The organism is Protofrankia sp. CiP1_Cm_nod1, assembly GCF_920888515.1.
Classification (GTDB): Bacteria; Actinomycetota; Actinomycetes; order Frankiales; family Frankiaceae; genus Protofrankia.
The window spans coordinates 1-12778 of record NZ_CAKKTM010000417.1 but is presented as its reverse complement, the minus strand read 5'-3'; the positions used below and the strand labels follow the sequence as shown (position 1 = coordinate 12778).

General features: G+C 72.2%; 10 protein-coding genes and 2 tRNA genes. 9 read left to right on the top strand and 3 right to left on the bottom strand.

What is annotated here, in order from left to right:
- The first annotated feature begins 25 nt into the window (after positions 1–25).
- The 5 genes from NBX02_RS18820 (at position 26) to NBX02_RS18800 (ending at position 7613) form a co-directional block, all read left to right on the top strand.
- Complete coding sequence (locus NBX02_RS18820; RefSeq protein WP_250283396.1) at positions 26–442, top strand: BlaI/MecI/CopY family transcriptional regulator; 417 nt, start codon at positions 26–28, stop codon at positions 440–442.
- Positions 439–1365: a M56 family metallopeptidase gene (locus NBX02_RS18815; RefSeq protein WP_250283398.1), complete on the top strand. Its 927-nt coding sequence runs from the start codon at positions 439–441 to the stop codon at positions 1363–1365. The genes NBX02_RS18820 and NBX02_RS18815 overlap by 4 nt, the downstream gene beginning before the upstream one ends.
- A gap of 339 nt (positions 1366–1704) precedes the next feature.
- Positions 1705–3303: a citramalate synthase gene (gene cimA, locus NBX02_RS18810; RefSeq protein WP_250283399.1), complete on the top strand. Its 1599-nt coding sequence runs from the start codon at positions 1705–1707 to the stop codon at positions 3301–3303.
- A 246-nt stretch (positions 3304–3549) separates the two neighbouring features.
- Positions 3550–7344, top strand: a complete 3795-nt coding sequence (locus NBX02_RS18805) for a CHAT domain-containing protein (RefSeq protein ID WP_250292435.1) — start codon at positions 3550–3552, stop codon at positions 7342–7344.
- Positions 7345–7379: 35 nt separating this feature from the next.
- On the top strand, positions 7380–7613 hold the full coding sequence (locus NBX02_RS18800; protein ID WP_250292433.1) for a hypothetical protein: 234 nt from the start codon (positions 7380–7382) through the stop codon (positions 7611–7613).
- Positions 7614–7750: 137 nt separating this feature from the next.
- On the opposite strand, the gene NBX02_RS18795 is transcribed toward NBX02_RS18800, so the two are convergent.
- Positions 7751–8005 (bottom strand): hypothetical protein, encoded by a 255-nt coding sequence (locus tag NBX02_RS18795; protein ID WP_250283405.1) that lies wholly within the window; start codon positions 8003–8005, stop codon positions 7751–7753.
- A 268-nt stretch (positions 8006–8273) separates the two neighbouring features.
- Here NBX02_RS18795 and NBX02_RS18790 point away from each other — a divergent pair, with 268 nt between their 5' ends.
- From NBX02_RS18790 to NBX02_RS18780, 3 genes are all read left to right on the top strand, one after another.
- On the top strand, positions 8274–9053 hold the full coding sequence (locus tag NBX02_RS18790) for a fumarylacetoacetate hydrolase family protein (protein ID WP_250283406.1): 780 nt from the start codon (positions 8274–8276) through the stop codon (positions 9051–9053).
- A 170-nt stretch (positions 9054–9223) separates the two neighbouring features.
- Positions 9224–9295, top strand: a tRNA-Gln gene (locus tag NBX02_RS18785).
- A 59-nt stretch (positions 9296–9354) separates the two neighbouring features.
- Positions 9355–9427, top strand: a tRNA-Glu gene (locus tag NBX02_RS18780).
- A gap of 311 nt (positions 9428–9738) precedes the next feature.
- Here NBX02_RS18780 and NBX02_RS18775 read toward each other — a convergent pair.
- Positions 9739–10035 (bottom strand): hypothetical protein, encoded by a 297-nt coding sequence (locus NBX02_RS18775; protein ID WP_250292432.1) that lies wholly within the window; start codon positions 10033–10035, stop codon positions 9739–9741.
- A gap of 284 nt (positions 10036–10319) precedes the next feature.
- On the opposite strand from NBX02_RS18775, the gene NBX02_RS18770 reads away from it, so the two are divergent.
- Positions 10320–12047, top strand: a complete 1728-nt coding sequence (locus tag NBX02_RS18770; protein ID WP_445548524.1) for a sensor histidine kinase — start codon at positions 10320–10322, stop codon at positions 12045–12047.
- 221 nt (positions 12048–12268) lie between these two features.
- Here the strand turns inward: NBX02_RS18770 and NBX02_RS18765 are convergent.
- On the bottom strand, positions 12269–12778 hold a 510-nt coding region (locus NBX02_RS18765; protein WP_250292430.1), incomplete at its 5' end, for a PASTA domain-containing protein.

The window sequence follows — 12778 nt, the reverse complement described above, 5'->3', positions numbered from 1 at the left end:
TCTAGTAGTAGCGAGGAGGGCGAGAGTGGCGCGGAGACCCAGGCGCGAACCGGGAGCACTCGAACGGGAGATACTTGCCGCGATCGCGGCGGCCGGCCGGCCCCTCACCCCGGCCGAGACACTCGCCGAACTCGGCGTGCCCCTGGCCTACACCACGGTGATGACGACCCTCGCCCGCCTGCACGACAAGGGTGCCCTGACCCGGGCGCCCGCCGGGCGTTCTTTCGCCTATGCCCCGGCCGCCGACCCGGACACTCTCGACGCCGCGCTCATCGCCCGGCAGATGATCCGGGTGCTGGGCGCCGGCGCACAGCGGGCCGAGACGCTGGCCCGTTTCGTCGCGGACCTGAGTCCGGAGGACGAACAGCTCCTCGTCGGCCTCCTCGCAGCCCACCAGCCGGCCGCCGACGTCGACAGCGCGGACGGCGGGCCTCGGCGATGACGGCCGTCGCGCTCGTCCCGTTCGCCACGAGCCTGCTGCTGGCCGTCGGCGGCGGCTGGCTCGGCCGGCGGCTGCCGCCCGCCGCCGCCACCCGGCTACTCACCACCGCCTGCCTGGTGACCGCGCTGGCCACCGGTTTCATCCTGGCGGTCGTCGCCTTCACCCTGCTCGCCCCACTGCCCCCGCTCGCCGCGGTCGGACACTGGTCGACCACCGTGGTGCGCGGGCACGACCCGCTGCCGGCCCCGGCCGGGCTGCTGCCCGCCGCCATCGTCATCGGGCTGCTCGCCGCCGCCACCCGCCGGGCGGTCGGTGTCGGCAAGGACCTGGCCGCCGCGGAACTCACCTGCCGCCGGCTCGGACCCGCCCCCACCGGTCTGGTCATCGTCGACGACGACCGCCCCGACGCCTACACCCTGCCCGGACTCACCGGCCGCATCGTGGTGTCCACCGCGATGCTGCGCGCGCTACCCGCCGACGAACGCCGCGTTCTGCTCGCCCACGAACACTCCCACCTCCGCCACCGCCACCACGCCTACACCCAGCTCGCCGACCTCGCCGCCGCCGCCAACCCGCTCCTGCGGGCACCTGCCGCCACCGTCCGCCTCGCCGTCGAACGCTGGGCCGACGAAGACGCCGCCGCGACCACCGACAACCGCGCTGTTGCCGTCCGCGCGCTGGCCCGCGCCGGCCTCGCCCGCGCGGGCACAGCGGCCATGCCGACCGCGGCGCTCGGCGCCGTGCATACCGACCTCGCCCATCGGGCACGGGCACTACGGGAGCCGCCTCCGAAACCGCAGCCTGCCCTGGTCCTCGTACTCGCCGCGCTCATTCTGGCCACCGCGGCCGCCGCCGTCGGCACTTCCCGCACGACCGAACACCGGTTTGAACGCGCGCAGGCGACGTTCGCGCACCGGAGCTGACCGGTGATATTCGCAGCCATCGTCATGATTACATCGCCTCAGTGGCCGGTCGGTGGGCTTACCGATCATTCGGTGGTGGGTGGGAAAGGTGTGGGCTGTTTTGTGAGAGTGGGGCTGGGTGGTGCGGGCTTTGTCGGGGGCTGGGGGAGTACGGGCTTCTGGGCGGGTGGCGACGTACAGTGGGCAGTCGGCGGTGAACCCGCCATCGTCGCGCGTGCCGGCTGCCCACCCACGCCGCCGGGCGCGTGACACCCCTCGGATCCACAGGCCTGTGATCCACAGGCTGTGATCCGCGGGGGACCGACGACCCGCAGGTGATCCGCAGCTGAGAGGCACGCCGTGCAGCCAGACGATCCCGACTCCTTTCACGTCTATGACACGACGTTGCGTGACGGGACCCAGCAGGAGGGGCTGTCGCTGTCGGTCGGCGACAAGATCGCGGTAGCTCGGCACCTCGACGAGATCGGGGTCGGCTTCATCGAGGGCGGCTGGCCCGGGTCGAACCCGAAGGACGCCGAGTTCTTCCACCGCGCCCGCACCGAGCTGCGGCTGGAGCACGCCCTGCTCACCGCCTTCGGCGCGACCCGCCGGGCCCGCGCCACCGCCGCCGACGACCCGCAGGTCGCCGCCCTGCGGGAGGCCGGCACGGCCGTCGTCTGCCTGGTGGCGAAGTCCGACCGCCGGCACGTCGAGCGTGCCCTGCGCACCACCCCCGTCGAGAACCTGGCGATGATCCGCGACACCGTGGCGCATCTGCGCGCCGAGGGCAAGCGGGTGTTCGTCGACGCGGAGCACTTCTTCGACGGCTACCGCGCCGACGCCGACTACGCCCTCGAGGTGGTCCGGGTGGCCGCCGAGGCCGGCGCCGAGGTCGTGGTCCTCTGCGACACCAACGGCGGGATGCTGCCGACGCGTATCGGCGACGTCGTCTCCGCCGTCCGCGGCCGCACCGGCGCCCGGCTGGGCATCCACTGCCACGACGACACCGCCTGCGCGGTCGCGAACACGCTGGTCGCGGTCGAGGCCGGCGTCACCCACGTCCAGGGCACCGCCAACGGCTACGGCGAGCGCTGCGGCAACGCGGACCTGTTCAGCGTCGTCGCCGGGCTGGAGACCAAGCTCGGCCGCCGGGTGCTGCCCCCGGGCAGGCTGCGCGAGCTGGTCCGGGTGTCGCACGCCATCGACGAGATCACCAACTCCGCGCCGGACACCCACCGCGCCTACGTCGGCGCGAGCGCGTTCGCCCACAAGGCCGGCCTGCACGCCAGCGCCGTCAAGATCGATCCGGACATGTACCAGCACATCGACCCCGCCGAGGTCGGCAACGACATGCGGATGCTGGTCTCGGAGCTCGCCGGCCGGGCCACCATCGAGCTCAAGGGCCGGGAGCTGGGCCTGGACCTCTCCGGCCAGCGCGAGGCGCTGGGGAGGGTCGTCGACCTGGTCAAGGAGCGGGAGGCGGCCGGCTACACCTACGAGGCCGCGGAGGCGTCGTTCGAGCTGCTGCTGCGCGACGAGACCGAAGGCCCCCGGCGGTTCTTCACCCTCGAGTCGTGGCGTGTGATCGTCGAACGGCGGCCGGACGGTGAGGTCATCAGCGAAGCGACCGTCAAACTCGTCCTGAACGGTGTGCGGCAGGTGTCCACGGCCGAGGGCAACGGCCCGGTCAACGCCCTCGACCGGGCCCTGCGCGAAGCCCTGGAGAAGGGCTACCCGGGCCTTGCCGACCTCGACCTGGTCGACTACAAGGTGCGCATCCTCGACGGCAGGTCCGGCACCGGCGCGGTGACCCGCGTCCTGGTCGGCACCAGCGACGGCCGCGACCGCTGGGACACCGTCGGCGTCGACGAGAACATCATCGCCGCCTCCTGGGAAGCCCTCCAGGACGCCGTCACCTACGGCCTGCACCGCCAGGGCGAACAGATCATTCCCAAGTAGCCGTTTCACGGCGCTTCGGGGTGACTGGCAACGTCCGGGGCGACTGGCAGCAGCGCATCATCAGCGCATTATCAGTCCCGATGTCAGCATATGAATGACTTGTTCATCTTTTATCTGAACTGACCGTTTTCCGTATCGGTGAGAGGGCTGTCACCGAAGCGCGCTTATGATTCCCGTTGTACGGCGACGGCGGGGGGACGGCGTGAGGGACAGCGCAGGCAGCGGTGCCGGTATGGTGATGTTCCGGTGACGGATCGTCCGCCGCGGGTGTTTCTCTCCTATGCCCACGAGTCGCCCGAGCACGAGAACGCCGTCCGCGATCTGTGGATCTTCCTGCGGTCGCGGGAGATCGACGCGAAGCTCGACCTGCCGGCGAACGAGCGCCGGCAGGACTGGCCGTTGTGGATGCTGGCCGAGGTCCGCGCGTCCGACCATGTGCTGGTCATCGCTTCGCCGGAGTACCGCCGCCGCAGTGAGGGCCAGGCCGCCGCGGACGACGGCCGTGGGGTGCAGTTCGAGGCGGCGCTGATCCGCGACGAGCTGTACCGCGACCGGACGGCCGGGCTGGCGAAGTTCCTGCCGGTACTGCTGCCGGGCCGCACGGCCGAGGACGTCCCGGCCTTCCTCGGCCCGTACTCGACGACCCACTACGCGATCAGGGGGATCTCCGACGCCGATGCCGGGATGGAACGGCTGCTGCGCGTCCTGACCGGCCAGCCGTTCGAGATCGAACCGCCGCTGGTGCCCGGGACCCGCCCGCTCCTGCCGCCCCGGGACGTGCGCCCGCCCGCGCCGGCACCGCGCGCGCCCGAGCCAGCCGCCGCTTCGGTGCCGGGCACCGCTTCGGGGTCAGGCAGGGCTTCGGTGCCGGGTGGCGCTTCGGCGCTGTCGCGGCCGGCTCCGCTCTCCCACGAGCTGGTGCTGCACGTACGCCTGGAGGCCGGACGGCTCACGGCGCGGGCAGCGCTGTCCGGCACCTCGCTGGGGGAGCGCGTTACAGCGCTGCCGCCCGGGCTCGACACGGTGTGGGCGTCGCTGCCAGGGAGCCCGGCGGAGGCGGACACGCGCCTGTCCCAGGCCGGTCACCGGTTGCGGGAGGCGCTGCTGGACGCCGACGCCGCGCGGCGGCTGACCGAGCTGATCGACACGTCTCCCTTCGGCACGGCCGTGGACGTCGTGGTGGAGGCCGACGGCCCGGCGGTGCTGGCACTGCCCTACGAGCTGCTGCGGCTGGCCGACGGGCGGCTGCTCGCGACCATGCCCGGGGTGCGCTTCACCCGCCGGGTCGCCGGATTACGCCGGGCCGCGACCGGCCCACTGCCCGGCCCGCTGAAGATCCTGGTGGCGGTGGCCGCGCCGGAGGAGACCCGGACGAGGAACCCGCCGCTCGACGTCGAGGCCGAGATGCAGGCGATCATCGATGCTGTCCGCGGGGTCGCGGGGTCCGGGGCTGCGCAGGTCACGATCCTCGAGGTCGCCGGACTGAAGCAGATCGCCGACGCGCTGAGCGGCCAGAGCACGGACGGCGACGACTTCTACCACGTGCTGCACCTGTCCGCGCACGGCTCGGCGTCCGAGGTGGAGCTGGAGGACGAGGACGGCAACCCGGTGCCGGTCCGTGCCGAGGAGCTGGTGGACGCCCTGAAGGGCGCGTCCCGCCCGCTGCCGCTGATCGTGCTGTCGTCCTGCTCGGGCGCGTCCGCGAGCCCGCCCGGCCCGGCCAGCCCGGCCGGCTCAGCAGGCTCGGACGAGCCGGCCGGCTCGGACGGGCTGGCCGCGACCCTGGTCCGGCGTGGCGCCGACCGGGTGGTGGCCATGCAGACGACCGTCACCGACCGTTACGCGACCGATCTGGCCCGGGTGTTCTACGAGGAACTGGCCACCGGCCGGGCCGGCTCGGTGGCGGCGGCCCTCGCCGCTGCCCGCCGACAGGTGGACACCGACCGGCGGGCGGCCGCGCGCGCCACGGGCCGCCTCACCCCGCCCGAGTACGCCACCGCGACGCTGCTCGCCGCGGCCGACGACCCGCCGCTGCTGGACGTGGCCGCGAACCCGCGTCCGCTTGCCCGCCCGTTCGCCGCGCCGGCCGGTGGCACCGTCCGCGAGCTGGCCATGGGGGATCTGGTCGGGCGGCGCCGCGAGGTCCGTACCGCGCTGGACGTGCTGCGCGGCGGCCGGGCCGCGGTGGAGCGGTACGGCGCGGTCGCCGGCGTAGTGCTGACCGGGCCCGGCGGTATCGGCAAGACCGCGGTGGCCGGGCGGGTGCTGACCAGGCTGCGGGCCGACGGCTGGGCTGTCGCGGTACATGTCGGTCGTTGGAACCCGCCGTCGCTGATCGCCGAGACCGTCGACGTGCTGCGTGGTGTCCCGGAGCTGGCCGACGCCCGTGCCTCGCTGGCCGACCCGCGTCACGAGGACACAGCGAAGATCGATCTGATCGGGAGGCTGCTGGGCGAACACCGGCTGTTGGTGCTCTTCGACGACTTCGAGCGCAACCTCACCGAGGACGGCCGGGCCTTCGCCGACCCTGGTTTCGCCGAGGTGTTCGGCGGCCTGGCCCGTGCCAGCGCCCAGGGCCGCATGCTGGTGACCTGTAGATACCCTCTGCCGGGGCGTACCGGCCTGTTCCTGCGGCGGATGGAGGTGGGGCCACTCAGCGGCGCCGAGCTGGGCCGTCTGCTCCTGCGGTTGCCGAGCCTGCGGACGCTGAACGAGACCGACCGGCGCACCCTGGCCCGGACGGTCGGCGGGCATCCGCGGCTGGTGGAGTTCGTCGACGCGCTGTTGCGCAACGGCGCCGCGAACCTACGGGAGGTCACTGAGCGGATCGTGGGCCTGGCCGACGAACTCGGCGTCGATCTCTCCGAGGATCGCACCTTCGATCGGGCGGTGGATGATGCTCTGCTGCTCGGCAGCCGCGACATCGTCCTGGAGCTGCTGCTCGCGACAGTGACCGCCGACGAGCGCTCACTGCTGCTCCATGCGGCGGTGTCGAACGTTCCCATGTCAGCCGACGATCTTGCATTCGCCTGGCTGGCTGAAGAACCTGACGATCAGCGGCGTCGGATGGTCTCATCGGCGGTTATGCGGCTCGCGGACCGGACACTGCTGTTACGTCTCGACGGCGATGTGCTCGTCCACCCGTGGATCGCCGCCCGGCTCGTCGACGCCGAGCCCGAGACCCGGGCAGAGCGGCACGGTAGGGCAGAGCGCATGCGGCTGGCCCGGCTCGATGCGGGACGCGGGGATTTCGCCGACGTGGTGGAGGTCGCCCGCCACCGCAGTGCCCAGCACAGGTTCGACGACGTTGTCACATTCACGTTGGACATCGCCGAGATGCTCACGGGCGAGTCGTCGGTGGCCGCGCTGCTGGGCGAGGTCGTGCCGATGGTGCCGCCGGACAGCCGGGGATTTCTCGAGCTTGTCGATCGGGAACTCGCCGCGCTGCTGAACATCGGTATCACCTCGGCGGCGTGGGAACGCGGCGACGCCATGGTCGCCTCCGCCCGGCGGTTGGCGGAGGCGGATCCGGCGAATAGTCAGGCGCAACGCGACCTGTCGATCTCCTACAACAAGCTTGCGGATGTCGCGGTCGCGGTGGGGGACACGGTCCGTGCGCAGCAGTTGTTCACCGACGGTCTGGCGATCCGCCGGCGGTTGGCGGAGGCGGATCCGACGAATAGTCAGGCGCAACGCGACCTGTCGGTCTCCTACGAGAAGCTGGGGGATGTCGCGGTCGCGGTGGGGGACACGGTCCGTGCGCAGCAGTTGTTCACCGACGGTCTGGCGATCCGCCGGCGGTTGGCGGAGGCGGATCCGGTCAATGCCGGCAAGCAGCGGGATCTCGTGATCTCGCTCGTGCAGCTCGGCCAGCTTCTATCCGGTAGCGACGACCGCGAGCGCGGCAGGGCGATGCTGGACGAAGCGACGCGGATAGCACGTGGAATCGGCCTCGACATAGGCTCTCCGGAAGAGGCCGACCACAGCAGGAGAAGCCCACGACGTCGGCGATGGCCTTTCCGGAGATCGCGGATGGGCTGATATGACGAGTCCGGGCTTCCCCGCTGTCTGCTGGCGTGCTTGCGCTCACCGTCCTTGCTGAAATCGTCGCGGATGCCGAACCGGCACCGGTTGACGAGGCCGGTCCGGGTGGGCGGGTTCTGCCGGTACAGGCCCTACGGCCCACCGAAACGGAGAGCGCGACGTTTGTGTACACCGACGAGCCGGAAGCCCGCTGGCCGGAGGTAGCCGCTCTGCTCGATCACACGCTCGCCGCGGCCCTTGCCGTGTTCGCGGACGGGCTGGACTGACGCCCACCGACCGGGCTGACATTCGTCAGCCGGCCGGGCTGCTCGCTGACGGGACAGGCCGCCAACGTATGGACGATCCATGTATGGGAACAGGCCGCGGACCGGACCTGTCGGGAACGGGCCGCGGGCCCGCGGGGTCAGTCCTCGATCTCCTCCCACCACTGGCACCACCAGTCGCCGCCGACGAGGATGCGCAGCTTGGGGTGCCAGCAGTAGGTGATGTCCTTGTCGGTGTCGAGGTAGTACAGGCAGTTGTCGCACCGCTCGTCGCCGTTGGGCTTGCCGCGCAGGATGGCGTCCTCGGCGAGGTGGCCGAGCTTGACGCTCAGCTCCTCGTCGATGGGCTTCGGCTCCGGCGCGCCGACATCGTAGACGGGTGTGATCTCGCTCACCTGGCTCCTTCCGGACTGGCGCTGTGTGGGCGCGCACCGCTGACGGGCGTGCACCGCTGTGCTGTGTGGACGTGACTGTGTGGACGTGCACGAAGGGCGAACGTGCACGGGGCCGCGCGGCTGAGGGTATGCGTGGTTCGGGGGCACGCGAAACCGGTCCCATGCCCCACCGTGATTGTGGCCTGCGCCGCCCGCCGGATGACGAACGGGCCGTTTCGGCACCTCACGGGCGTCGCCGGCAACGGGCCGGCCGGTTAACGTCGGCAGGGTGCGTATCGCGAGGTTCACAGACGGGACGGAGCCGGCCTTCGGCGTCGTCGAGGGCTCGGTCGAGACGGGCGAGGCGACCGTGGCCACGATCACCCCCCATCCGTTCGGCGCGTTCAGCTTCACCGGGGCCCGGCACGCGCTCGGCGACGTGCGGTTACTCGCGCCGGTGCTGCCCAGCAAGGTGCTCTGCGTCGGCAAGAACTACGCCGACCACGTCCGGGAGATGGGCGGGGACGCCGTGCCACAGCGTCCGGTGCTCTTCCTCAAGCCGTCGACGAGCGTGGTCGGGCCGGGGGACCCGGTCGCGCTGCCCGTCGACAGCGACCGGGTCGACTACGAGGGCGAGCTGGCGATCGTCATCGGGCGGCTGTGCCGGGACGTCCCGGCGGCCCGCGCGCTGGACGTCGTCCTGGGCTACACCTGCGCGAACGACGTGACCGCGCGTGACCAGCAGCAGGCGGACGGCCAATGGGCCCGGGCCAAGGGGCATGACACCTTCTGCCCGGTCGGCCCCTGGATCGAGACCGACCTGGACGCCTCCGACCTGGCGATCCGCACCACCGTCGACGGCGAGCTGCGGCAGGACGCGCGCACGAAGCTGCTGGTGCACGACATCCCGTCGCTGATCGCCTACATGTCCGCGGCGATGACCCTGCTGCCCGGCGACCTGCTGCTGACCGGGACACCGGCCGGTGTCGGCCCGCTGAGCCCCGGCCAGACCGTGGCCGTCACGGTCGAGGGCATCGGCACGCTCACCAACCCGGTCGTGGCCCGCTGACAGCGCCGGCCGAGGCCGGCAGCCCCGGCAGTCCCGGCGGCAGCCCCGGCAGTCCCGGCGGCGGCCCCGGCAGTCCCGGCGGGCCGACGCGCCGGGGAGCGTCGCGGCTGCTTGCCGCCCTGCTCCCCGCGCTGATGCGGTACAGTAAGCCTCGCCCGCAAGGGCAGCCTTGGGGTATGGGGTAATTGGCAGCCCAACGGATTCTGGTTCCGTTAGTCTAGGTTCGAGTCCTGGTACCCCAGCTTCGGGCGTTCCCTGCTGTAGGGTGGGAGCCGTCCGAAGGTGGAAAAAGAGAACAGTTGGCCCCGTCGTCTAGTGGCCTAGGACGCCGCCCTCTCAAGGCGGTAGCGCCGGTTCGAATCCGGTCGGGGCTACATCGGAATATGGATGGCAAAGGCCGTCGACCTGAGTGATCATGGTCGACGGCCCTTTGTGTCGCGTTCGGTTGTCGGCTGTCCGGCCGTTGCCTGCTGTCGCGCCGTCAGGTGACGGCCTGAGGGGCGGTGCTGTGTCCCACCCGGTCCCACCCGGTCCAGCCGGTTCACCTGGCCCAGCCGGTTCACCTGGGAAGTCCGAGACCTGGCCAGCGGGCGCTGCCCGCGGGCTTTCGCCAGCCGGCTCCTGCCGTGATGTCGTGCCAGCCGGGCCGGCACGACATCACCCGGTCGGGCTATGCGGCCGCCGACTACCGGACTACCGCGAGGCGGGGGAGGGACGCGGGGTGACGGGCCATCGCGCACTCCCGGCAGCCGCAGGAGCTCGGGCCGCCGCGGCCGTGGACGGTCTCGCCCGCCCGGCGGCCGGTGGTGATCAGACGCAGCCGGGGGACGGTGCCCTCGGCCGGCTCCTTCGTGGCGACCGCCTGCGTCGCCGTGGCGAGCGAGGGCAGCGGGGTGAGTGGGGACGTCGGGCCGGCGCAGGTCGGGTCCATGGCGGCTGCGGTGCGGGTCGGGCTGGCAGCGGTCAGGGTCACGGGGAGCACGGTGTCCTCCTCCTACGGCGGCCCTTCCGAAGGCCACCTTGCAGCCCACAGGTTGTCGAAGCGGGCGCTGGCCGCGCCATGCCCCTTTTGAACCTGTTGCGGACTGGTGAAGATGGTCTAGTCCCGGGTAGGCATGCTTGGCATGGCACACCATCCTTGACGGCCATGGTGCGTCCGATGGTGATCGGGGCAGGATAGCCCGGATGTCCTCCGCGGCCCCTGTACCTGACCGGGCGCGGCGTCGCCACGGTGGTGCGCGCGCCGGCCGGGTCCGCCGTGTCGACATGCCGGATTCCCCCCGCCGCTCCATAGCGGATGCCGCGAGCGTCACCGGCAGGATCGGCGGGGAACTGCTGGAGTGGATGCCGCACGGCCGCGGCCTGCCCACCGAGGACTGGGTCGCCCGGCACCGGCTGCTGGTCTGGATCCTGGCCATCCACCTGCCCATGATCGTAACCTACGCCTGGTACCAGGACTTCCGGATCTGGCAGGGCCTGGCCTCGACCGCCCCGTCCGCGGTGCTGCTGGGCGCCGCCGTCCTGCCGGGTGTGCGCCGGCTGCGGGCGCTGGCCACCAGCCTCGGCCTGCTGTGCAGCTCGGTGGTGTTCGTCCACCTCTCGCACGGGCAGACCGAGGTGTACTTCCACTTCTTCGTGGTCGTCGCCCTCATCGCCCTGTACGAGGACTGGACGGTCTACCTGCTGGCGATCGCGTTCGTGTTCGTGGCGAACGGCGTGGTGGGCGGCCAGATCGTGATGCCCGAGTACACCGGGTCGCCCTGGGTGTTCGCCGGGGTCAGCGCGGCGTTCATCTGCGCGCTGGCGGCGGCACAGGTGATCTTCTGGCATTTCAACGAACAGGCGCGGCGGCGGGCCGAGCACTTCCGGGCGCAGCTCTACGAGGGGCAGCAGAGCCTGATGGCCCGTCTCGAGGAGACCGACCGGATCCGCAGCGACCTGGTTGCCACCGTCTCCCACGAGTTCCGCACGCCGCTGACCGGCATCCGCGGGACCCTGCTCACCATCAAGCGCCGGCGGGACCGGATGTCCCCGGCGCAGCTCGACGACATGCTCGACTCGGCGGTCAGCTACTCCGACCGGCTGTCCCGGCTGCTGGAGAACATGCTCACCGCGGCGACGGCCACCGGCACCGAGGAGAACAGCGTCGCGGACCTCCCCGAGGTCGTCAACGAGGTGCTCGCGACCCTGTCCTACACGCCGACGACAGCCGCCAACGTCACCGTCGACGTCCCGCCCCACCTGCCCGTGCGGATGGCCCGGCAGGCGCTGCACCAGGTCGTCGCGAACCTTGTCGACAACGCGCTGGTGCACTCCTGGCCGGGAGCGCCGGTCCGGCTGATCGCCGGCCGGGTCGGTGACGAAGTGATCCTGCGGGTGCGCAACCCCGGCCCCGACCTCGACCCGGCCACGATCCGCCAGCTCTTCGAGCCGTTCACCCAGCGGGACGGGACGGCTACCCGGGAGACCGACGGCGCGGGCATGGGCCTGTACGTCGTGCGGCGGCTGGTCGAGGTCCACGGCGGGCGGCTGCGGATGGCCTCCGAGGACGGGGAGATCATCGTCGAGGTCGACATGTGGGCGGCGGTGCCCCGCCCGGCCACGGTCGGCCCGCGGTCCGCGGCGGGCGTCCGGGAGGCTTTCGACCGGTCCGCGGTAGGCGCTCGCGTCCCGCAGCGGCCCACGCTGCCGCTGGCCCGCGAGTTCGGCCGCCATGCCCGGCAGGGCCTGCACTCGGGGGAGAACGCCCGGCCGGGCCTGCGCTCCGGTGAGGACGCCAGGCTCGGCCTGTGGCCCGGTGAGAACGTCCGGCCGGGGCTGCGGTCGGGCGAGGGCTCCGAGCCGGGCCCGCGCTCGCCGGGGGACGATGCCCGGCCGGGTCCGCGCCCGGGCGAGGAGGCCCGCTCCCGGTCCGCCGAGGACTCCCGGTCGGGCCTGCGGGCCGCTCCGCCGCTGTGGTCGAACCGGCCGCGCCCGATCGACCGTTCCGGCTGACCGGCGGCCCCTCCTCCCGGCCGGCTGGCCGTTCTGGCTGGGTGGTGGTTCTGGCCGGGTGGCCGTTGCGGCTGGCCGGTGTGCCGGCCGGTGAACCGTTCCGGTTGGGCGAGCGTGCCGGCTGACCGGGTGTGTCTGCTGACCGGGTGCGCCGGCCGGGCGCGGCCGGTAACGGTGGTCGGCCGGCCGCGACGGTCAGTCGTGACCGGCGGACTGGGTGATCAGCAGTTGTTCGCCTGCAGCTTCAGGCTCACCGGCTTGCTCCTGCCGTAGCTGGTCCCCGGCGCGACCGACTGCGTGACGACGGCCCCGATCTGCTTCGAGTTCAGGCACTCGTACACGTAGGGGATGTTGCTGAAGCCGGCCTTCCTGAGGGTTGCCGCGGCGTCGTCCAACGTCATCCCGACGACGTTCGGCACGTCCGAGCAGTCGTTGGCCTGCAGGTACAGGCGTACCGCCGCCGTCGTCGCGATCCGCGTGCCGGCAGCCGGGTCCTGGCGCACCACATTGCTGATGTCGGAGGAGCGGTAGCAGTCGTACACGTAGGGGATGTTGGTGAAACCGTCCTGGCGCAGGGCCGCGGAGGCGTCGTTGAGCACCATGCCCCGCACGTCCGGTACCGCCACGCGGGAATCCGGCGGTGACGCCGGGGGCGGCGCGGCGCTCGGGGCAGCGCTCGGTCCGCCGGCGGGGCCGGTCGGCCCACCGCCCGGCCCGGTGCCGGCCTGCGC